The organism is Caballeronia pedi, assembly GCF_001544915.2.
In the GTDB taxonomy this organism is placed as follows: Bacteria; Pseudomonadota; Gammaproteobacteria; order Burkholderiales; family Burkholderiaceae; genus Caballeronia; species Caballeronia pedi.
On record NZ_FCOE02000014.1, the window covers coordinates 83,846 to 105,756 of the forward strand.

The 21,911-nt window shown below is 64.9% G+C and carries 19 protein-coding genes; 10 read left to right on the forward strand and 9 right to left on the reverse strand.

Annotation, left to right across the window (positions count from 1 at the left end):
• The first annotated feature begins 1 nt into the window (after nt 1).
• Nucleotides 2-1,504 carry a cryptochrome/photolyase family protein gene (locus AWB80_RS21480; RefSeq protein ID WP_061176674.1) on the forward strand — a complete coding sequence of 501 codons (1,503 nt, stop codon included), beginning with the start codon at nt 2-4 and terminating at the stop codon, nt 1,502-1,504.
• On the opposite strand, the gene AWB80_RS21485 is transcribed toward AWB80_RS21480, so the two are convergent.
• Complete coding sequence (locus AWB80_RS21485; RefSeq protein ID WP_061176675.1) at nt 1,501-2,895, reverse strand: hypothetical protein; 1,395 nt, start codon at nt 2,893-2,895, stop codon at nt 1,501-1,503. The genes AWB80_RS21480 and AWB80_RS21485 overlap by 4 nt on opposite strands.
• A 355-nt stretch (nt 2,896-3,250) precedes the next feature.
• Nucleotides 3,251-3,421 (reverse strand): rubredoxin, encoded by a 171-nt coding sequence (locus AWB80_RS21490; protein WP_025527884.1) that lies wholly within the window; start codon nt 3,419-3,421, stop codon nt 3,251-3,253.
• A 311-nt stretch (nt 3,422-3,732) separates the two neighbouring features.
• Here AWB80_RS21490 and thiD point away from each other — a divergent pair, with 311 nt between their 5' ends.
• Genes thiD through AWB80_RS21505 form a run of 3 tightly spaced genes read left to right on the forward strand, consistent with a single transcriptional unit; the run spans nt 3,733 to nt 5,866 of the window.
• Entirely contained in the window at nt 3,733-4,608 is an 876-nt protein-coding gene (gene thiD / locus AWB80_RS21495; protein WP_061176676.1) for a bifunctional hydroxymethylpyrimidine kinase/phosphomethylpyrimidine kinase, read from the forward strand.
• A gap of 27 nt (nt 4,609-4,635) precedes the next feature.
• Nucleotides 4,636-5,415 carry a DUF72 domain-containing protein gene (locus tag AWB80_RS21500; protein ID WP_061176677.1) on the forward strand — a complete coding sequence of 260 codons (780 nt, stop codon included), beginning with the start codon at nt 4,636-4,638 and terminating at the stop codon, nt 5,413-5,415.
• Nucleotides 5,416-5,437: 22 nt separating this feature from the next.
• The gene (locus AWB80_RS21505) at nt 5,438-5,866 is read left to right on the forward strand and encodes a hypothetical protein (protein WP_061176678.1); all 429 of its coding nucleotides are present in this window, start codon (nt 5,438-5,440) and stop codon (nt 5,864-5,866) included.
• A gap of 100 nt (nt 5,867-5,966) precedes the next feature.
• Here AWB80_RS21505 and groL read toward each other — a convergent pair whose 3' ends face one another.
• A complete protein-coding gene (groL, locus tag AWB80_RS21510) occupies nt 5,967-7,607 on the reverse strand; it encodes a chaperonin GroEL (protein WP_061176679.1) in 1,641 nt (546 codons plus the stop codon).
• Between the two features lie 99 nt (nt 7,608-7,706).
• A complete protein-coding gene (locus AWB80_RS21515) occupies nt 7,707-7,997 on the reverse strand; it encodes a co-chaperone GroES (RefSeq protein ID WP_035500852.1) in 291 nt (96 codons plus the stop codon).
• Nucleotides 7,998-8,369: 372 nt separating this feature from the next.
• On the opposite strand from AWB80_RS21515, the gene AWB80_RS21520 reads away from it, so the two are divergent.
• Complete coding sequence (locus AWB80_RS21520) at nt 8,370-8,669, forward strand: DUF4148 domain-containing protein (RefSeq protein ID WP_061176680.1); 300 nt, start codon at nt 8,370-8,372, stop codon at nt 8,667-8,669.
• A gap of 202 nt (nt 8,670-8,871) precedes the next feature.
• Nucleotides 8,872-9,627 carry a DUF2242 domain-containing protein gene (locus tag AWB80_RS21525; protein ID WP_061176681.1) on the forward strand — a complete coding sequence of 252 codons (756 nt, stop codon included), beginning with the start codon at nt 8,872-8,874 and terminating at the stop codon, nt 9,625-9,627.
• Between the two features lie 13 nt (nt 9,628-9,640).
• On the opposite strand, the gene AWB80_RS21530 is transcribed toward AWB80_RS21525, so the two are convergent.
• Together AWB80_RS21530 and AWB80_RS21535 are read right to left on the reverse strand one after the other, a co-directional pair.
• A complete protein-coding gene (locus AWB80_RS21530) occupies nt 9,641-11,785 on the reverse strand; it encodes a D-(-)-3-hydroxybutyrate oligomer hydrolase (RefSeq protein ID WP_425266874.1) in 2,145 nt (714 codons plus the stop codon).
• A gap of 206 nt (nt 11,786-11,991) precedes the next feature.
• Entirely contained in the window at nt 11,992-12,363 is a 372-nt protein-coding gene (locus tag AWB80_RS21535) for a BON domain-containing protein (RefSeq protein ID WP_061176682.1), read from the reverse strand.
• Nucleotides 12,364-12,971: 608 nt separating this feature from the next.
• Between AWB80_RS21535 and AWB80_RS21540 the strand changes: the two genes are divergently transcribed.
• From AWB80_RS21540 to AWB80_RS21555, 4 genes are all read left to right on the forward strand, one after another.
• Complete coding sequence (locus tag AWB80_RS21540) at nt 12,972-14,447, forward strand: TAXI family TRAP transporter solute-binding subunit (RefSeq protein ID WP_061176683.1); 1,476 nt, start codon at nt 12,972-12,974, stop codon at nt 14,445-14,447.
• A gap of 140 nt (nt 14,448-14,587) precedes the next feature.
• Nucleotides 14,588-15,247, forward strand: a complete 660-nt coding sequence (locus tag AWB80_RS21545) for a 2-hydroxychromene-2-carboxylate isomerase (protein WP_061176684.1) — start codon at nt 14,588-14,590, stop codon at nt 15,245-15,247.
• A gap of 138 nt (nt 15,248-15,385) precedes the next feature.
• Complete coding sequence (locus AWB80_RS21550; protein ID WP_061176685.1) at nt 15,386-16,369, forward strand: LysR family transcriptional regulator; 984 nt, start codon at nt 15,386-15,388, stop codon at nt 16,367-16,369.
• Between the two features lie 61 nt (nt 16,370-16,430).
• Nucleotides 16,431-17,357 carry an AraC family transcriptional regulator gene (locus AWB80_RS21555; RefSeq protein WP_061176686.1) on the forward strand — a complete coding sequence of 309 codons (927 nt, stop codon included), beginning with the start codon at nt 16,431-16,433 and terminating at the stop codon, nt 17,355-17,357.
• Between the two features lie 11 nt (nt 17,358-17,368).
• Here the strand turns inward: AWB80_RS21555 and xdhC are convergent, their stop codons facing one another.
• The 3 genes from xdhC to xdhA are packed head-to-tail and all read right to left on the reverse strand — an operon-like array spanning nt 17,369 to nt 21,783.
• Nucleotides 17,369-17,875: a xanthine dehydrogenase accessory protein XdhC gene (gene xdhC / locus AWB80_RS21560; RefSeq protein ID WP_061176687.1), complete on the reverse strand. Its 507-nt coding sequence runs from the start codon at nt 17,873-17,875 to the stop codon at nt 17,369-17,371.
• The gene (gene xdhB / locus AWB80_RS21565) at nt 17,872-20,235 is read right to left on the reverse strand and encodes a xanthine dehydrogenase molybdopterin binding subunit (protein ID WP_061176688.1); all 2,364 of its coding nucleotides are present in this window, start codon (nt 20,233-20,235) and stop codon (nt 17,872-17,874) included. The genes xdhC and xdhB overlap by 4 nt, the downstream gene beginning before the upstream one ends.
• A 12-nt stretch (nt 20,236-20,247) precedes the next feature.
• Entirely contained in the window at nt 20,248-21,783 is a 1,536-nt protein-coding gene (gene xdhA / locus AWB80_RS21570; RefSeq protein ID WP_061176689.1) for a xanthine dehydrogenase small subunit, read from the reverse strand.
• Nucleotides 21,784-21,911: the final 128 nt, after the last annotated feature.

Sequence of the window (21,911 nt, forward strand, 5' to 3'; positions counted from 1 at the left end):
GATGGCCGACTTTGATGTGGGTCTGGTGTGGTTTCGGCGGGACCTGCGCGCGGCAGACAATGCTGCACTCTATCACGCGCTTACGCGGTGCCGTCGGGTGCTGTGCGCCTTCGTTTTCGACCGAGAGATTCTCTCTGCGCTCGATAAAAATGACCGCCGCGTGCCGTTCATCCATGCGAGCGTCATCGAGCTGGATCGCACGCTGCGCGAGGCGGGCGGCGCGCTGATCGTGCGGCACGGTCATCCGGTTCACGATATTCCGGCGCTCGCGCGGGAATGCGGCGCGAACGCCGTATTCGCCAATCGGGATTACGAGCCGGCGGCCAAAGCGCGCGACGAAGCCGTCGCGGGCACGCTCGCGAGCCGGGACATCGCGTTTTTCACGTTCAAGGATCAGGCCGTCTTCGATCATGACGATGTGATGACAGGCGCGGACAAGCCTTATACCGTCTTCACGCCGTACAAGCGCAAATGGCTTCAGACGCTCACGCCGGACGCGCTGAAGCCGTACGCTTCAGAAGATCACCTGGACGCGCTCGCGAAACCGCCTGCGGGCGTGAAGCACGCGATGCCGTCGCTCGCCGCGCTCGGGTTTGCCGATGCCCACGGTCCCGCGTTTCCCGCCGGCGCGATCGGCGCGTACGAACTCTTCGACGATTTCCGCGACCGCATGACCGATTATGGCCGCACGCGCGATTTCCCCGCGCTGAAGGGCCCGAGCTATCTCGGCGTGCATCTGCGCCACGGCACGATGTCGATCCGCGCGCTCGCCCGCACCGCGCACGACGCCCAGCGCCACGGCGACAAGGGCGCGGAAACCTGGCTCGGCGAGCTGATCTGGCGGGAGTTCTATTTCTCCGTGCTGCACCATTTTCCGCACGTCGGCATGGCCGGGGATCATCGCGCGTTCAAGCCGGAATACGACCGCATCCGCTGGGAGACCGGCCACGCGGCCGACGCGAACTTCGCCGCGTGGTGCGCGGGGCAAACGGGCTATCCGCTGGTCGATGCGGCGATGCGGCAGATCAATGCTTCGGGCTACATGCACAACCGGCTGCGCATGGTCGTGGCGAGCTTTCTGACGAAGGATCTCGGCATCGACTGGCGGCGCGGCGAAGCTTATTTCGAAGCGCTCCTGAACGACTTCGAGCTGTCGAACAACAACGGCGGCTGGCAATGGGCCGCGTCGAGCGGTTGCGATGCGCAGCCGTACTTCCGCATCTTCAATCCGGTCACGCAGTCGCGGAAATTCGATTCGGCCGGCAAGTTCATCCGGCATTACGTGCCGGAGATCGCGGGTCTGTCCGATCGCGATATTCACGCGCCGTGGCTCGCCAAACCGGACGCGCTCAAGGCCGCGAAAATCTCGCTCGGCGCGCAGTATCCGCAACCGATCGTCGATCACGACGCGGCAAGAAAACGCACGCTCGCCCGTTACGACGTCGTGCGCGGACCGGGCGCCAAAACGCGCACGCCCGGCGATGAACACGAAAACGACGATTAACGCGTGACCGGCGCCGGCTTTTCGAGCATCGCTGTGAGCGCGACAATCGACCCGCGGCCTTCGGAAGGCGCAATGCCGGCCGCCGCCTGATGCAGCATCGAACGCAGCATTTGGGCGGCGCGCTCGGGCACGGTGGCGTCGACGCCGCGCGTCGCGCCCTCGGCGCCGTCGGCGTGGGGTTCGCCGTGATGCGCGACGCGCCGCCACGCGAGACCGAGCGTGTCCGCGAGCAGCGCGACATGCCCGAGGCCCAGCGCGCAAGCCGCCGCCCCGAGCCGGTGCGATGCGTTTGCGGCTGACAGCGCCGCCGCTTCATCGATCATGCCGGTTTCGTTCGCCTGCGTGCCTCGCTCGACGAGCGCGTCGATCGACGTTTCCGCGCTCTGCAGAAAGTCTTCGTAGGCAGCCGCGTTCACGCGCAGCACGCCGAGGTCGCGCGTCGCGGCATCGCGCGAAGCTTCTTCGCTCGCCTGCGCCGCGCCCTCTTCCCAGGCCGCTTCCGATGCCTGCGTTGCCGCAACATGCCACGCCACGGTCAGGCCGTAGTCGCGCAGCACGTCGACGTGTTCCGCATCTTCGGAGGTCGCGCCGTACAGCGCGAAATCGCGCCACAGGAGCGCGAGCGTCGCGCGCACCAGCGAACGCGGCGCGTAAGACAGCGCATGCGCCTGATCCGCCAGCACGAGGTTGAAGCGCGCGTAGAGGCGCTTTGCATCGGCGATGTGGTCGAGCTCGCCGCCGTTGCGTTGCGCGCGTTCACGCAGCGCCCGCACCGTCGAAGACGCGAGTCGCCAGAAATCGTAGGGATCGGCGCCGCGAAGTTCGTCGAGACAGGCGTCGAGGCGCGCGAAGGCATCGGCGGATTCTTCCGCCGGGCCGCGCAGCAGTTTGAGCAGCGTTTCCTCGTAGTGCGCCCGCACGCGCGCGAGCCGCTCGGGCGCGATGCCGCGCAACGTCGCCGGCGCGATGGCGCGGCCCGCGAGCGCGAGGTCGTCGTAGGAAACCGGCGCAACGCGCGTGTGAGCCGCCAGCAGCGCATGCAGGCCGCGATAGTGTTCGAAAAGCGTTGTCGAGCACGAGAGTTCGCGCAGATTGTGGCGCTCGACCGCCGCGCGGAACGCCGCAAGCGCATCGGCGACGCGCGCATGACTTGCCTCCGATTCCTCGCCGAGCGGCGCGACGAGCGCGAGCGCCTCGGCGAAGCGCTGCGCGGGCAGCCATCCCGCCGAATGCAACGCGGCGATGGCGCGTTTCAGCGCGGCCCCGGTTTCGCCCTGGCGCTGGAACGCATGCAGCGCGTCGGTCAACGCCATTTCGGCAAGTCGCACCGATCCGCCACGCGGGTTGGGCAGGGCTTCGAACGGAACGGGCAGATCGGGACGAGAAGTCATAACAGGCGCTCACAAACCGGTTCGCGGGCGCGGCGACCGAGAGCCACCGTCGCACGCGGTTGAATACATCATCGACAGGCGGGTGACGAATCTCGCCCCGCCTTGTTCAAGCGTATGCCTTAACGAGCCGGTGCGGAAATCGAACGTACGCGCCGAGGTTTTTCACGCCCCGTTCGCCAACACCGCGCGACGCCGGAATCGCCGCAACACACTCGCCTTACGCTGCAAAATCCGACAAATCGGGCAGACCGCACGACGGCTGCCCATGCGCGATCCGCGTCGCCGTAGCCGAACGCAGTCCGCAAAAAACGCGCGCCGCATGACGCGAGTCATGCGGCGCGGCAGAACGACAAGATCAGATCTGAACCATCTCGAAATCTTCCTTGCGGGCTCCGCATTCGGGACAGGTCCAGTTGATGGGGACGTCCTCCCAGCGCGTGCCCGGCGCGATGCCCTCTTCGGGCAATCCCGCCTCCTCGTCGTAGATCCAGCCGCAGATCAGGCACATCCAGCTTCTGTATTCCATACTTATGCCGCGTCGATTGGTCGGTTGAAATTAGGACATGATGGTACCGTGTTGCCGTGTCGATGCCTAGCAAGCTGCCCACCCGGGTGGTGTGCATCGTGACATCGGTCTAAACGGCCGTCCCGGCGAGCCCGAAAGCCCAAGGCTAGCGCGCCGGAAAAAAGTGCGCAAAGAGAACTGACGGGCGGCATTAGGCCGCATAATCAGACATGACTGAGCGGGTATTCGCTCGCGCGCCCGAAAGCGCGGACGAGTTCGCTCCGAGCCGATCGTCCATTCAAGCATCCAATACCATAATGTCCGCTTTTGCCATGACCGGCGACTCCCCACCGATCGTACTCACCTTCGGCCTTTCCGATCCCACGGGCGGATCCGGCGTGCAAGCCGATCTTCTGACGCTCGCGAGCATGGGCTGCCACGGCCTGACCGTGCTGACCGGCTACGCGGTGCGTGACTCCGCCACCTGCGATGAAGTCACCAGCCTCGACCCGGACGTCGTCGCCACCCAGGCGCGCATGTTGCTGGAGGACATGCCGGTCGCCGCCTTCAAGATCGGCGCGGCGACGCGCGCGGAGCTCGTGTCCGCCATCGCCGAAGTCGTCTCCGACTACGACGACGTGCCGCTGATCCTCGCGCCCGATTTCACGCTCGACGACGAACACGTGCTGTCCGCCGACGAGCTTCGCGAATCGCTCGCCGATCTGCTCGTGCCTCAGACCACCATGCTGATTGCCGATCACGCCACGCTATTGCAGCTTGCACAGCCCGACAGCGACGCCGAATCGCCGACCCTCGATTCCGCTATTTCCCACATCCTGGCGCAAGGCTGCGAGTACGTGCTGGCGATGGAAACCGGCACACATCGTCATGTCAATACGCTCTACAGCGAGGAAGGACAAGTCCGGCAGGATACGTGGGAGCGCAGCGTGCAACGCATCATGGGCCTGACCGATACGCTCGGTTCGGCCGTCGCCGCGCTGCTCGCGAATGGTCAGGAACCCGCCGAAGCCGCGCGCGAAGCGCAGGAATACGTGTTCCAGGCCACCCGCGCCGCATTCCGGCCGGGCATGGGCGCCTATCTGCCGGACCGTTTTTTCTGGGCGCGTTCGAACGACACGGAGGAAGACGGCGAGGCCTCCGCGCTGCCCGACGATCCGCCGGGCCTGCCCGGAGAAGCCCGACACTAAAGCCGACGACGGAGGCGACGCGAGCGCATGCCATACCGACTGCCCCATCTGCACAAGCCCGGCCCGCAAGGGGCGATCCGCATCGGCTGCGCGGGCTGGGGTCTATCCAGCGCCGTCTCCGCGAGCTTTCCCCACGAAGGCACCCATCTCGAACGCTACTCACATGTGCTGACGTGCGTCGAGATCAACTCCAGCTTCTACAAGCCGCATCGCGAGCAGACTTACGCGCATTGGGCGGAAAGCGTGCCCGACTCGTTCCGCTTCTCGGTGAAGCTGCCGAAGGCGATCACGCATGACGCGCGCCTCGTCGATACCGAAGCGCTGCTCGACGAGTTCCTTCAGACAGCCGGACAACTCGGCGGCAAGCTCGGCTGCTGGCTCGTGCAACTGCCGCCGAGCCTGACGTTCGATCACGACATCGCGGAAAGCTTCTTCAAGGCGCTTCGCGAGCGCACGAAAGTGCCGGTGGCATGCGAGGCGCGCGAGCCCGGCTGGTTCACGGCGCACGCGGCGGCGCTGCTGAAGGCGCATCACATCGCCTACGTGGACGCCGACCCGATTCCCGACGAATGCGAGATCAGGCATCGCGCGGACACGTCGCTCGTCTATGTGCGGCTGCACGGCGCGACCGAACTCTACAAGTCTTCCTACGATTACACCTATCTCGACGATCTCGCCCGCACCTTGCACACGCGCGCGAAGAAGACGGCCGAAGTCTGGTGCATTTTCGACAACACAGCCGATGGCAACGCGCAGCCCAACGCGCTGCATCTGATGGAGCGGCTGCGGATTCATCACAAAGTCTGACTTTCTCGCTGGAGATTCTCCGATGCCTAAGCCGGCTGGATTCGCTCGTCCGCTCGCGGCAACGCTCGCCGCCTTGCTGTTCTCATTTACCTTGCCAGCTCAAGCTCAGAACCCCGCACCGCCTCCCGGCGCCACGCCCGCCGGCGACGGCACGTTCCTGCTGACGATCTTCCTCAAGCATGACGAGTCGAAGACGCTGCCGCAGATCAATCAGCAACTGAAGGAACAGGGCTACTTCAAGCAGTTCCCGCCGCCGGGCGTCGAAGTAGTGTCGTGGTACGTGATGATGGGCATCGGTCAGGTGGTGACGCTGCGCGTGCCGGCGGACCGGCTGCGCGAAGTGAATCGCGCGATCGAAAGCACCGCGTGGGGCGGGTATCGCACGGAGTTCTATCCAACCTACGACTACAAGGCCGCCGCGCAGAAGTTGCGCGAGGAGATGAACAAGTAGCCTTCGTACAGACGAAAAAAATCCCGCATCGCTGCGGGATTTTTTTGCACGGCGCGAGCTTCTTTCGAAGCCCGCGCAATGTAATCGGGCCGAAGCCAGATTACATGTCCATGCCCATGCCGCCCATGCCGCCGGGCATGCCGCCACCCATCGGAGCATCTTCCTTCGGCAGTTCGGCAACGGCTGCGTCGGTCGTCAGCAGCAGGCCTGCCACCGATGCCGCGTTTTGCAGCGCGGTGCGCGTGACCTTCGTCGGATCGACGACGCCAGCTTCAACCAGGTCGCCGTACTCGCCGGTCGCCGCGTTGTAGCCGTAGTTGCCTTGACCAGCCGCAACAGCCGCCACCACGACGGAAGCTTCTTCGCCGCCGTTCGTGACGATCTGGCGCAGCGGCTCTTCCATCGCACGCAGAACGATGCGGATGCCCGCGTCCTGGTCCGAGTTCGCGCCCTTCACGCCTTCCACAGCCTTGCGAGCGCGGATCAGCGCAACGCCGCCGCCAGCCACGATGCCTTCTTCAACGGCAGCACGGGTTGCGTGCAGCGCGTCTTCGACACGTGCCTTCTTTTCCTTCATTTCGACTTCGGTCGCAGCACCGACCTTGATCACCGCAACGCCGCCGGCCAGCTTGGCCACGCGCTCTTGCAGCTTTTCACGGTCGTAGTCCGAGGTCGCTTCTTCGATCTGCTTGCGCACTTGCTTCACGCGCGCTTCGATGTTCACGGCTTCGCCAGCGCCATCGATGATCGTCGTGTTTTCCTTGCCCACTTCGATGCGCTTCGCCTGGCCCAGTTCAGCCAGCGTCGCCTTTTCGAGCGTCAGGCCGGTTTCTTCCGCAACCACTTGACCGCCGGTCAGGATCGCGATGTCTTCCAGCATGGCCTTGCGACGGTCGCCGAAGCCCGGAGCCTTGACAGCAACCGTCTTCAGGATGCCGCGGATGTTGTTGACGACCAGCGTTGCGAGCGCTTCGCCTTCGACGTCTTCAGCGATGATCAGCAGCGGACGGCCAGCCTTCGCGACTTGTTCCAGCACCGGGAGAAGGTCACGGATGTTGGAAACCTTCTTGTCGTGCAGCAGCACGAACGGGTTTTCCAGCACGGCGACTTGCTTGTCCGGGTTGTTGATGAAGTACGGCGACAGGTAGCCGCGGTCGAACTGCATGCCTTCCACGACGTCCAGCTCGTCTTCCAGCGACTTGCCGTCTTCGACGGTGATGACGCCTTCCTTGCCGACCTTGTCCATCGCTTCAGCGATGCGATCGCCGATCGACGTGTCGCTGTTCGCCGAGATCGAGCCGACTTGCGCGATTTCCTTGTTGGTCGTGCAGGGCTTGCTGATCTTGCGCAGTTCTTCGATTGCTGCGGCCACGGCCTTGTCGATGCCGCGCTTCAGGTCCATCGGGTTCATGCCCGATGCGACGTACTTCATGCCTTCGCGGACGATCGATTGCGCCAGAACGGTAGCGGTCGTGGTGCCGTCACCTGCGTTGTCGCTGGTCTTGGAAGCCACTTCCTTGACCATTTGCGCGCCCATGTTCTGGAGCTTGTCCTTCAGTTCGATTTCCTTCGCGACCGAGACACCGTCCTTGGTGACCGTCGGGCCGCCGAACGAGCGCTCGAGCACGACATTGCGGCCCTTCGGACCCAGCGTGACCTTGACCGCGTTGGCCAGGATGTTCACGCCTTCGACCATCTTGGCGCGTGCGGTATCGCCAAAAGTGACTTCTTTAGCTGCCATATCCAAACTCCTTGATTCGATTCGGTTTGCTGGCTTCGCCTGAGCGCGCCCAAAAGGGGCTGCGGCCGGTTGGCGAAGCCGAACGTGCAGGAAGGATGCTTACTTGACCAGAACGGCCATGATGTCTTCTTCGCGCATGACGAGCAGTTCCTGCCCGTCGACCTTGACGGTCTGGCCAGCGTACTTGCCGAACAGAACGCGGTCGCCCACCTTCACGTCGAGGGCGTTCTGCACGCCCTTGTCATCGCGCTTGCCCGGGCCGATGGCCAGGACTTCGCCTTGATCCGGCTTCTCTGCCGCGGCTTCCGGGATCACGATGCCCGATGCGGTCTTGGTTTCCTGGTCCAGACGCTTGACGATGACGCGATCGTGCAAAGGACGAAGGTTCATACACACTCCTCTCTTGATTGAGACTGAAAACGCGGGAAAACCCATCCGTTGAGAACGATCTCGCCGGACGGCAATCTTGTTAGCACTCTCGTGCAGTGAGTGCTAATTATATGGATCGAGTTTGACAATTTCAAGGAGGGGGATGAGCGGGGAATCCCGTAGGACGGCGCGAGGACGTGCCAGCGCATCCCTAAGACCAATGAAGACGGTGTTTCCGATTGACGCGATTAATGTCGAATCGCAAAAAGTGATTTGGCCAGATCAGGGTTTTTACCGATACGACGCCGGCCTACACTGCCTCTCAACGACGAAGCAGTGGAAAGACACCTCACCACCGGCAACGTTCCCCAAATCAGCATTCGGAGGCTCATCATGTTCAAATCCATCGTTCCCGCCATCGCCATCGCTGCCATGCTGGCGGTTCCCGGTTTTGCGCAGGCGCGCGAAGACGGCCCGGTCACCCGCGCGCAGGTGCGCGCCGAACTGGTTCAACTCGAGCGCGCGGGCTACAACCCCGTCAGCAGCGAGGTCGACTATCCCGCCGACATCCAGGCCGCCGAGGCGCGCGTCGCCGCCGCCTCGTTCGGTGGCGCAAGCGAAGGCTCGTCGGCAGCGGGCAAGGGCGGCCGCGCAGTGAGCGCCGCCGACGCGATCGATTTCAATCGCCCGTAAGCGATTCGTCGACCGCGAGCGAAGCCCGGCCACGCGCCGGGCTTTGCGCTTTTCGAAACAATGAATTGACCCGCGTGACGCCCTTCATCACGCTGTAAACCACGGATTCGACGATGTTTTCAGACTGCGCTTTTTCATCGGCCCGTGCGACGGCACTACAATTTGTGTCTGCCGTTGTCACAAATTTCGGATCCACCGCCTCATGCCCATGCCGTCGCCGCGCCTCGTTTTCGCCTCTCTCGGACTGATCGCCCTCGCCGCCTGCGGAGGGCGCAACGCGGTCGCGCCGAGCTATCAACAGGAATTGTTCAGCACCGGCGCGAGCCCTTTCGCGCACAACTTCGACGCCACCGTCAATGAAACCTGCGAGGCCGCGCGCCGCGCGCTGCTGTCGCAGGGATTTCTCACGACAATGGGCCAGCCCGACACCGTCGATGCCACCAAGAACTTCCAGCCGAGCGCCGAGACACACGTCGCCGTGTCCTTTCATGTGGTCTGCACGCCGGGCGAGAACGCGACCAATCAGAGCATCGCGTATGTGAATGCCGTGCAGGACGGCTATGCGCTCAAGAAAAGCGATACGTCGGCGAGTGTCGGACTGAGCGTGCTCGGCTCGCTCTCACTGCCGATCCGCTCGAACAGCGACGCGATGGTCAAGATCTCGAGCGAGACCGTGCCGGCGGGCAAGTTCTACGACCGTTTTTTCAATCTGATGGGCCATTACCTGAACACGGTGCCGCGCAGCGCGCCCGTCGCCGCCGATGAAGTGAAGAGCAAGCCGCTCGCGCCGTCGCTCATCGTCAACTCGCCGGAACTCACGCCGACGCCGATCGTCGTGCAGACGCCTGCCGCCGCGACCGCGATCCAGGCGTCGGATGCGGTTGCGGCGGGCGCGTCGGCGGCGGAGGCGGCAGCGGCGGCTGCGCCATCGGCGCCACGCACCACCGCAACGCAATAAATCACGCCATCGGTCAGTTCGGCACGTTGACGGCGCCGCCCGTCACTGTGATCGCGTTCGCGCCCGGATCGGTTGCGATCGGCGGCAGGTTCGATACCGCGAGCGCTGGCGCCGCGCCCGCCCTACCGCCCCGCGCGACCGTGCGCACCACCTGCGACGGCGGCAGCGGCGCGTTGCTCTTCAGGTGATTCCACATCAGGTTGAGCGCCTGGATGTTGTAGTAGTGGACCGGAATGAAACGCGTGTCGAAGCCGGCCACGCTGAGGAACGCGTCGAAATGCTGACCGTTCGTGATCTCATACAGCGAAAGCTGGCTCTTGCTTCCTTCCGCGACGCGATTTGCGCCGAGATACGGCCGCGACGCATGGTTGATCGGCACGAGCGCGTCCGCGCGGCCCTGCACGATGATCGCGGGCTTGCCGCGCAAGTTCGCGTTCACGCGGATCGCGTTCACGCTGTCCACCATCGTCGCGTTGCCATTGGTCCACAGCGAGCGCAGGCACGCCGCGCCCGCGTAGCTCGCGTCGGGCGTCGCGAACCGGTGATCCGCCGCCCCCGTATTCCCCGCGTTGTAGACCAGATTGATACCGTTGGTCGGCGGCACGCCGTTGCCGTTGCCGAAGAGGGTCGGCATCGGCGGAATGATCGGCGTCACGCCCGCCGCGCCCGTCGCCGCATTGGTCGTGCCGAAGCTGAAATTGCACAGGTTGTCGAGCACGCTCGCCTTCATGTAGGCGTCGGCATAGGTGACGGCCACAGCCGGCACCGCTTGCGAGTCCCACATCGGCGCCTGCAGCGTATCCGAGTCGGTCTGGTAGCCCGCCTGATGCAACTGGTTGAGCGCGTCGGTCGCCTGGGTGACGGTGCTCCCGCTCGCGATGAGTCCGCTGGCGGCGAGCGTCGCGCAGCGCGCCGTGCGGATCGCGTTGGTGGTCGCCACGGGCAACGCCGTCAGATAAGGCGAGCCGGCCGCGGCGGGCGCGAGCGCCGCGCACGGTTGCAGCAGATTGGCGAGCGTCATGTAATCCGCGAGCGGCCGCCCGAACGAGCCGACCGGCACGCCGCCCTGCCGCACCGAAACCTGTGAGGGCAGGTTCAGGTTGATCTGCGGCTCGCCGACGACGACCGCCGTGATCCAGCCATCGGTGTCCTGCTCGGCCGCCGCCAGCGACGCGCCGCCGCCGTTGCTCACCGACGCCGCGATCGTCGTGATGCTGCCTTTGTCGTAGCGCACCTGATGCGTCGAGCCGCTGACCGGGCCGAACATGTCGTTGAGCGCCCAGTACGCGAACTGGATCGCCTGCAAGGTGTTCTTGCCCCAGTCCTTTTCCGGATTTTGCTGCGAATGCGCGTGCTTGTACGCGTAGCGATTCGGGAATGCCGAATTGAACGACGCGAGCGCCGATGCGCTGACATTCGCCTTGAAGATCGCCTTGGTCCCGGCGATATTCGCGTTGGCAAGCGTGCCGTCGATCATCGTGACGAGATTGGTGGCAAGTTCGTGGCCGCCATTGCCGCTGCCCTTGTCGGTATAGGCGACCGCGCAGCCGCGCTTCAGGCCCCATTCGCCCGCGGCCGAGATCGCGCCGTACACGCCGCGCGATCCCGACGACGTCGCGGTGACGATGCACGGCTGGTCCGGATTGAAGCTCGCCGGAATCTGCACGAGCAGGCTGACGTTCTGCGTGCCGCTGCCGTCGTCGGCATAGGCGATGTATTCCTTGCCCGCGATCTTGCCCTCGCCGAGCGTGTCGTTGCCGTTCAGATCGACATTCGGGCCCCAGAAACGTCCATAGCCACCGTTCGCCGACATATCGACGAGCGCGCGATAGTTCGAATAGATGGCGAGGCGTCGCAATTCCGCTGCCGTCGGCGCCGCCGCATTCGCGATGCCCGGCGCGGTCGCCGACGCGAGGCCCGTCTTGCCGAGACCGGCGGTCAGCAGGTCGTCGGACGCGCCGTCGTAGGTCTGGGTGTTGACCGAGCCGGAGACGAAGCTCGGCAAGGTGTTCGTCGGCTGGCCGCTGTTGTTGTCGTCATCGCCGCCGTGGCATGCGGTGAGCGTCGCTGCCGCGAGCAGCGCGAACGCGCCGAGCGTGGCCGCGCGCGGCACGTTCTGCAAAGCCTGCAATCTCTGGAAACGCGCGATTCTTTTCATTGTCAGTCTCCGCCATCCGTTTCGATTGAGTGGTGCCACCTGGACGTGCGACCACAGCGCAAGTATCGCGCCGTATCAGGTCAGCGAAAAGTCGCGGCAAATGCGCCAAACGACAACGGGCTCCGGCGGGAATGCCGGAGCCCGTTCAAAGTCTCGCGAGGAAGCAAGCGGCATCGCGCGATGCCGCCCGCCGCCTGTGACTCGTGTTATTGCCCGCCGCCTTGCACGCCGAGCGTGATCTTGTTGCTCACGGACTTCACGCCCGTCACGCCCTTGGCGATTTCCTCCGCCTGGGCGATCTGGCCGCCTTCCGGCACCGTGCCGGTCAGCGTGACCGCGCCGCTGCGCGCGCGCACGTAGACGTGCGACACGTCGAAGCCCTGCGCCTTCGACAGCGCGCGGCGCACGTCGTAGCCGAGCTTGCGGTCGGTCTTCTTGGTTGCGGATTTCTGGGCTTTGGCCGTTGCCGCCGAGTCCGTGCTGGTGGCCGCCGCGTCGCTCGATTGGGCATAGGCGCTCGAAGCCACGGCCACGCACACCACCACGCCCAGCGCTTTCAACAGATCGACTGCTTTCATGATTTCTCCTTTTGTTTCGCTTGTTGACTTCGCACAGTTGCTACTTCGCTCGTTTTGCACTTCAAATGCGGGCCGCATTCCCAACGGCTGGGCTACGGCATCGAACGGCTGCCCGTGACCACGCGCTCGCCCGGCCGCCTATGGGCGACGAAGCATGGCGATGGCAAGCCGGCTGATGCGGCTCACGGTGCTGCGAGAGACTGGCGAAAGAAACAAAACCGCGGCCGGTTGGTCGGGCGGCAAAACCCGTCGGCTCGAATATGTCCTGCCGCATGGCGCATGCTCGGCACGGCTCGCTAACCCATATTCCGGGCGGCGGCGCGCGAGGGCCATGTAGTGCGGCGGCGAACGTCAATTTAGCCCAGCGCGGCCATAAGCGCAAAGCATTTAACGACGCGGCAATCAACGAAGCCGCGCATAAGCAACAGCACCGGCAACGGTCGCCCGCGCCCACACACGCCTGTCACACTCGGCGCGCGGGTGGTGCGTCGATCGATCTCAGGTACCATCGACGCCATGCCGGCCGCCCGGACGCGTTCATGGCGCTGCCCGCGCAACGCGATCGGGTAAGCTCGTGCGCCCAAAAAGATTCACGATTCCCCAACGAGATGACCCATCCTTCAGGAAGCAGTCCAGGCAACGATCCGGACGTCCCGCCCAAACGCAAGCCCCAGCAGAGGATCGTCGCGCGCTTCGTCGCGATCTCCTGGCGCGATCTCGCGCTCACCATCGGCCCGATCCTGCTCGTCTGCGCGGCCGCGCTCTATCTCGCCGTGCGGCTGATCCAGCCCGCGCCGCCGAGCACGCTGACCATCGCGGCGGGCCCGAAAGGCAGTTCCTTCTGGAACGCCGCGCAGAAGTACAAGACGATCCTCGCGCGCAACCGCGTGACGCTCGACGTGCTGGAAACGCAAGGCTCGCTCGACAACCTGACGCGCCTCGAAGATCCGAAATCGAACGTCGATGTCGGCTTCGTGCAGGGCGGCCTGTCGAAGCCCGGCGCGATGCACGACACGCTCGAATCGCTCGGCAGCGTGTCGTACGTGCCGCTCGCGGTGTTTTACCGGGGCGCGACGGTGGTGAACCGGCTGTCGGAACTGAAAGGCAAGCGGCTCGCGATCGGCGCCGAAGGCAGCGGCTCGCGCGTGCTCGCGCTGAATCTGCTGAAGGCGAACGGCATCGAGCCGGGCGGCGACACGGAACTGCTGCCGCTCGCCGGCGACGAGGCCGCGAAGGCGCTCGAAGCCGGCCAGGTCGATGCAGTCTTTCTGGCGGGCGATTCCGCCCAGCCGCCGACCATGGCGAAGCTGCTGCGCACGCCGGGCATCCGCTTCATGGATTTCGCCCAGGCCGATGCCTACGCGCGCCGCTTTCCGTACCTGACGGAAATCGAACTGCCGATGGGCGCGTTCGATTTCGCCCGCAACCTGCCGCCGCATCCGGTTCACATGATCGCGCCGACGGCCGAACTGGTCGCGCGCGACAGCCTGCACCCGGCGCTGTCCGATCTGCTGATCGAAGCGGCGCGCGAGGTGCACGGCCGCGCCAATCTGATGCAGCGCGCGAACGAGTTTCCGGCGCCGCTCGCGCACGAATTCCGCATCAGCGATAACGCCGAGCGCTATTACAAATCGGGCAAGAGCTTCCTGTACCGCACGCTGCCGTTCTGGGTCGCGAGTCTCGCGGATCGCGTGCTGGTGCTGCTGGTGCCGCTGATCGTGGTGCTGATTCCGGGCTTGCGGCTGGTGCCGGGGCTGTACCGGTGGCGCGTGAAATCGCGCATCTACCGATGGTATGGCGCGCTCATTGCGATAGAACGCGAAGCGATCAGCGGCCCGGACACCGCGCAGCGCGATGCCCTGCTCGACCGCATCGACGCCATCGAGACGGCTGTGAATCGCATGAAGATGCCGCTCTCGTTCGCGGACCAGTTTTACGTGCTGCGCGAGCACATCGGCTTCGTGCGGGAACGTCTGGCACATGTGCCGGTGGCGCCGCGCGAGGAAAACCGCGCGCCGGGCGAGGCGTCGCCGGAGGCATCGCGTGTCGTATCGCGGGCAGACACGGAACAAGGCAGCACGTAATATCTATTTGAGGAACGCGAACAACGGATGCGACGCGTCGCGCCGCATCCGCCATGCAGGACACGACCGCAAAACGAACAACAGATCAGGCCCAGGCGCTCGCCGCGCGTGTAAAGCCACGGAAAACAGGGAGAAGGAACATGAGTGCCCCGCATTCGGCCAGTGGTGGTCAGCCGTACTTTTTCTTCGACTTCATTTCGCCGTTTTCGTACTTGCTGCTGGAACAGCACGAAAAATGGCCCGACATGCCGTTCGAACTGGTGCCGGTCCAGCTGATGAAGCTGCTCGACCGATGGGGCCAGCCGCATGCCGCGACGATTCCGTCCAAGCGCGTCTTCACTTACCGGCACGCGCTCTTTCGCGCGGAACAACTGGGCATTCCGTTCAGGATGCCGCCCGCGCATCCGTTCGACCCGAGCAAGGCGCTGAGGCTCGCCGTGCTGGCCAACGGTGAAATCGCCTGCGTGCGGGAAATCTTCCGCTATATCTGGCGCGGGGGCCGCGATCCCGCGACGCCGGAAGGCTTTCGCGCGCTGTGCGAGCACGTCGGCATGCCGGACGCGGAAACGCGCATCGAAGATGAAGACGTCAAGGCGAAACTGCGCGACAACAACGACCGCGCCGTCGCGATGGGCGTGTTCGGCGTGCCGACCTTCGTCGTCAACGATCAGATCTTCTGGGGCGAGGACACGCTGCCGATGGTCCTCTACGTCGCGCGTTCGCCGAACTGGCTCGATGGCACGGAGGTGAAGCGCATCAGCGCGCTGCCGATCGCGCCGCGCGACGCGGATTTCGGCTGACGGCGGGCGGCCGGACGGCGCGCCTATGCCATGCATAGCGCGCTCGCTATGGCGTCAAAAATCGATAAGCGTTTAACTTAGGGCAAGGGTTCGCGAGTTCGCGCCCCGCGCGCCCTGATTTCAACCGCTTTACAGGCCATGAACGATCCCGCCGACTCACTCGACATCTGGCTCATCCGCGTGCTGCGCACCCTGCTGCTGGAGCGCAGCGTCACGCAGACCGCGCAGCGGCTCAACCAGACGCAACCGGCGATCAGCACCGCGCTGCGCCGCCTGCGCGAGATCCTGAACGACCCGATTCTCGTACGCGGCAAACAGGGCATGGTGCCGACCGAATACGGCGAGTCGCTGCTCGCGCCGGCGCAGCGGGCATTGCGCGAAGTCGAGTTCGTCGCGACGCCGCACGGCGATTTCGATGCCGCCAGTTCGCGCCGCACCTTCCGCATCGCCGCACCCGATTATCTGAACGATTTCTTCATGCCGACGCTCGTCGCCGCCTTTCGCGACGCCGCGCCAAACGCGCGTCTGGAGATCGAATCGCTGAACCCGATGCGCGATCACGAGCGCATGCTCGACGAAAGCGAGATCGACCTGATGGTCGCCAACTGGACGAAGCCCGAGCCGCGCTTCGAACGCCAGGACCTGTTCTCCGATGTATTCGTCTGCCTGATGCGCGCGAACCATCCCCTCGCGCGCGAGCCGCTGACCGTGGACCGCTACGCGCTCGCCGCGCATCTCGCGCCGACGCCGTACAGCGGCGGCAGGCGGCATCCGATCGACGTCGGACTCGCGCGCGCGGGCGTGAGGCGGCGCATCGTCACGACGATTCCCTACTTCGGCCTCGTGCCGCAGGTGCTGCTGCAGTCGGATCTCATCTTCACCGCGCCGCGCCGTTTCGCGCTGCATTACGCGGCGATGCTGCCGCTCGCCGTGCTCGACTCGCCGGTGCCGTTTCCGCGCATCAAGTGCTATCAGCTTTCGCTGCCGCAACCGGATCAGCCGACGGACGTCGAGTGGCTGCGCACGCTGATGTCGAGTGTGTCGGATTCGCTGACGCGCAAGAAGACCGTCGCGGCCTTTTCGGGTGATGCGATCGCCGAACTGGGCGAGGTCACGAAGTAGCGGCGCGTGTGGCGGGACTTCGGTACTATCCGGAACGACACCTTCAGCCCGCCCCGCTCACATGGATGCTCTCGACAAACTGATTCAGCTTGCGAGCCTTTCGGGCGCGCTCGATCTCCGCTGCCTGCTGAGCGGCCCGCTGGAACTCGATCACGCGCCCGCGCCGGCTGGCGAAGCGGTGTATCACGTCGTGCTCGATGGCGCGTGCACGGTGCTTCGAAAAGGTCATGCGCCGCTGGAGTTGCGCGCTGGCGACATCTTCTTTCTGCCGCGCGGAGATGCGCACGTGCTCAGCATTCAGCCGCGTGCAGCGGGCGCGACGGCGACGGAGATGGAAATGGAAACCCGCCACAACGGCGCGGTCACGGTGGAAACCAATTGCGGCGGACAGCCGCCCGGCGTCGACCTGCTGTGCGGACGCTTTCTCTACGCGCCGCGCGCATTATTGATCGACGTGCTGCCGGATGTCGTGCATGTGTCGTTCACGAACGCGTCGGCGCCCTATCTGCCGCCGCTCGTCCAGACGATGCGCCGCGAGGCGGAGGAAGCGCGTCTCGGTGCGCCATCGATTGTCACGGCGCTGTCCACCGCGCTTTTCACGATGGTCCTGCGCGCGTGGCTCGCCGAGCAGCCGTCTCTGGCGGGCGTGCTGGGCCTGCTCGCGAACCGGCGGCTGGGTGCGTCGATCATCGCGATGCTGGAGCGGCCCGCCGAGCCGTGGACGCTGGAAATGCTGGCCAGGGAAGCGGCGATGTCGCGCGCGACCTTCATGCGCGCGTTCTCCGCGCATTCGGACAGCTCGCCGCTGGCGTTGTTGAGCCACGTGCGGATGCAACTCGCAAGCACGATGCTCACGCATACGAAGAAGAGCATCGCGGATGTCGCGGCGGATGTGGGGTATCAATCCGAAGCGGCGTTCAGCAAGCGGTTCAAGGAACTGTATGGAGTGGCGCCGGGGCGCTTCAGGCAGGCCAACGGCCTGTCCTGAAGCGTAGTCGCTCAGGCGGCGAGACGCGCGGCCTTGAATGTCGGCATTCCCAGCCGCGCCGCCATCTCCCGCACCCGCAGCAACTGCGCCGTCACCGCCAGCGCGATCGACCACGGCGCTTTATCGACGATGCCTTCCACGCCGATCGGGCAGGTAATCTCCGGCAGCCGGTCCGCCGCCACGCCCCGCTCCACCAGCCGCCGCTCGAACTTCACGCGCTTGGTCTTCGAACCGATCAGCCCGAAGTACGCAAAGTCATCGCGCCGCATGATGCGCTGCGTGAGCGAGAAATCGAGCGAATGATCGTGCGTCATCACGATGAAATACGCGCCCGCCGGCGCTTCGTCGACGATCGCGTCGGGCAGATCGGTGGCTTCGATCTGCACGTTGGCCGGGACTTCGTCGGGGAACAGTTCGTCGCGCGCATCGACCCACTGCACGACGCACGGCAGCGTGCCCAGCACGTTCACGAGCGCGTGGCCGACGTGCCCCGCGCCGAACAGGACGACGTGCATCATGACCGTGCGCTCCTCACCGCGTTCACCGCCTTCAGGATCTCTTCAGCCGTCGCCGGCGCGTTCAGAGGCGGATTCACCTTGTGATCGCCGACTGCGGAAACGGCGTCGCGGATCGCGAAGAACACCGAGAACGGCAGCAGCAGCGGCGGCTCGCCCACCGCCTTCGAGCGATGGATGCTGTCCTCCGCGTTGCGGTTCTTGAACAGATCGACGCGGAAATCGGGAGGCATGTCGTTCGTCGTCGGGATCTTGTAGGTGGACGGCGCGTGCGTCATCAGCTTGCCCTTGTCGTTCCACCAGAGCTCTTCCGTCGTGAGCCAGCCCATGCCCTGCACGAACGCGCCTTCGACCTGGCCTTTGTCGAGCGCCGGATTCAGTGATGCGCCCACATCATGCAGCGCATCCGCGCGCAGTACGCGCATTTCGCCGGTCAGCGTGTCGATCACCACTTCCGACACCGCCGCGCCGTACGAGTAGTAGAAGAACGGACGGCCCTGCATCGTCGCCTGATCCCAGTAGAGCTTGGGCGTCGCGTAGAAGCCGTCGGACCACAACTGCACGCGCGCGAGATACGCCTTCTGCACGACTTCGCCGAACGGAATCGCATCTTCGCCGACGATCACGCGATCGTTCGCGAAGCGCACCTGCGCGGGCGTCACGCTGCCGCCGCCGAACTTCTCCGCCGCGAATTTCGCGAGCCGCTCGCGCAACTGACGCGCGGCGTCCTGCGCAGCCTTGCCGTTCAGATCGGTTCCCGTCGATGCCGCCGTCGCCGAAGTATTGGCGACCTTGCTCGTATCGGTGGCCGTCACGCGCACGCGCTCGAAGTGCACGCCCAGCTCATGCGCGACCACTTGCGCGACCTTCGTGTTCAGGCCCTGGCCCATCTCGGTGCCGCCGTGATTCACGAGCATCGAGCCATCGGTGTAGATGTGAACCAGCGCGCCCGCCTGATTGAAGTGCGTCACGTTGAACGCGATGCCGAACTTCACCGGCGTGAGCGCGAGACCCTTCTTCAGGATTTCGTTGTTGGCATTGAATTCGTTGATGGCCGCGCGGCGGCGACGGTAATCGCTCGTCTCTTCGAGTTCGGCGATCAGCTCATGGATGACGTTGTCCTCCACCGTCTCGCCATACGGCGTCTTGTTGTTTTCCGTCTTGCCGTAGAGATTCGCGCGGCGCACGTCGAGCGAGTCGCGGCCGACCGAACGCGCGACGTTGTCCATGATGTACTCGATCGCGAACGCGCCCTGCGGCCCGCCGAAGCCACGAAACGCGGTGTTCGACTGCGTGTTCGTCTTGCCGCAATAGCCTTCGATCTTCACGTCCGACAGCCAGTACGCGTTGTCGAAGTGGCAGACGGCGCGCGTCATCACCGGTCCCGACAGGTCGGCGGAGAAGCCGCAGCGCGAGGTCATGTCGACGGCGACGCCATCGATCTTGCCGTCGTCGTCATAGCCCACTTCGAACTCGTACACGAAGTCGTGGCGCTTGCCGGTGATCATCATGTCGTCGTCGCGGTCCGGACGCAGCTTCACCGGGCACAGCAGTTTCCACGCGGCGAGCGCCGCGCAGCACGCGAAAATGCCCGACTGCGATTCCTTGCCGCCGAAGCCGCCGCCCATGCGCCGGCATTCCACCAGCACGTTATGCGAATGCACGTTGAGCACGTGCGCGACGAGATGCTGCATTTCCGTCGGGTGCTGCGTCGAGCAGTAGACGTGCATGCCGTCATCGTCCTTCGGCACGGCGTAGGCGATCTGGCCTTCGAGATAGAACTGTTCCTGGCCGCCGAGCTTCATCGCGCCGCGCTCGTGATGCGAGGCTTTCGCCATGCGCCCTTCGGCATCGCCGCGCGACAGCTTCAGCGGGTTCAGCACGTACGATTCGGCCTTGCGCGCATCCTCCGGCGTCAGCACCGGCACGAGGTCTTCGAACTCGATCGTCGCGCGGCGCGCGGCGAGACGCGCCGTATCGTGCGATGTCGCGACGACGATGAACATCGGCTGGCCGACGAACTGCACGATGCCCTGCGCGAGCACCGGATCGTCGTGAATGATCGGGCCGCAGTCGTTCACGCCGGGAATGTCCTCGGCGGTGAAGACGGCGACGACGCCCGGCGTCGCGCGCACGGCGTCGAAGTTCATCGACACGATCTTCGCGTGCGCCTTGGGGCTCGTGCCCAGCGCGGCGTGCAGCGTGCCCGCGACGACCGGAATGTCGTCGGTATAGCTCGCGCGTCCGCTTACATGCAGATGCGCGGATTCATGCGGACGCGATACGTGGACCTGCTTGAACGCGTCGATTTCGTTCGCGAGCGACTGGGCTTCGGCGAGAAAGGCTTCGGCTTGCTGATTCATGTTGTTGTCCCCTTACTTCGCTTCGACCAGTTCGATTGCACGCACATCCAGCTTCGATTTATCCAGCGGATTCTGCGGACGCGTCTCCAGCCAGAAGCGATACAGCAGGCTCTTCGCGGTGTCGAGTCGATAATCGCTGCTCGCGCGCATGTCGGTGAGCGGCTGGTAGTCCTTGCCCAATGCGATCATCGCGGCCTGGGCGGTGGCTTCGTGCCAGTGTGCATCCGTCAGAACGGCTTCGGCATGGGATGCGCGCTTCGGCGTCGCGGCCATGCCGCCATAGACGAGACGCGGCTCGCGGATCATGTCGCCATCGGCGATGAACGAGTACGCGGCGTACACGGCGGAGATATCGGAGTCGAAGCGCTTCGACAGCTTGTACGCACGGAACTGGAGCTTCGCGCGCTTGCCCGTGCGCGTCGGCACGCGAATGGCGGCGACGAACTCGTTCGGGTGCATGTCCTTCTTCTGATACGCGATGTACAGATCTTCGAGCGCCATCTCGCGCGTGCCGTCGACGCTTTGCAGCACGACGCGCGCATTCAGCGCGATGAGGCCGGGCATCGAATCGCCGATCGGCGAGCCGTTTGCGACGTTGCCGCCGAGCGTGCCCGCATTGCGGATCGGCAGCGACGCGAAGCGCAGGCGCGTTTCCTCGAGTTCGGGGTAAATCTTCACGATTTCCGCATACGCGCGATCCACCGACACGCCCGCGCCGATCTCGATCCACTCGCCCGTCGTCTCGACGTGTTTGAACGCTTCGATCTGCCCGATATAGACGATGTCGCCCAGATCGCGCAGTTGCTTCGTGACCCACAGACCGACGTCGGTGCTGCCCGCGAGAATGCGCACGTTCGGATTCTTGTCCTTGATCGCGGCGAGCGCCTCGGCGGTGCGCGGCGCGTCGAACTGGCGGCCGGCGTGTTCGTAGTGGAACGTGTCGTCGCGCTGGATGCCGTCGAGCGTGCGCGCAAGCGCCGGCACGTTGACGGGCGCGAGCGGCGCGTGATCGAACATCTGCTCGGCCGCCTCGATAATCGGCCGATAACCCGTGCAGCGGCACAGATTGCCCGTCAGCGCGTCGCTGATTTCCTGGCGCGACGGTTTCGTTTTTTCGCAGGCGCCCGCGCAACCGGTCGTCGCATGGCCGTGCTTTTCGTAGAGCGCGAACATCGACATCGCGAAACCCGGCGTGCAAAAGCCGCACTGCGAACCGTGGCATTCCACGAGCGCCTGCTGCACCGGATGCAGCGTGCCGTCCGGCTGACGCAGGTCTTCGACGGTGAAGAGCGCGCGGCCATCGAGCGTCGGCAGAAACTGCACGCACGCGTTCACGGCCTTGAACGCGACGCCGCCCGCGCCGTCCGGCTCGCCGATGACGACCGTGCACGCGCCGCAGTCGCCTTCCGCGCAGCCTTCCTTGGTGCCGGTGCAGCGCGCGTCTTCGCGCAGGTATTGCAGGACGGTGCGCGTCGTCGACGCGCCGCTGACTTCCTGAATCGCGTTGCGATGATAGAAGCGGATCGGCTGGTTTGTCGGCTGGCTCATGGATGTGTCTCGGGGCTCTTCGATGCTTTTCTGCTGGTTGCGCGGGGTGCGCAGCCGGTGGCATTCGCGACTTCGTGGGACTTTTTCAGACTAATCCTGTCGCTTCGATGGTTGGAAAGCTATCACCG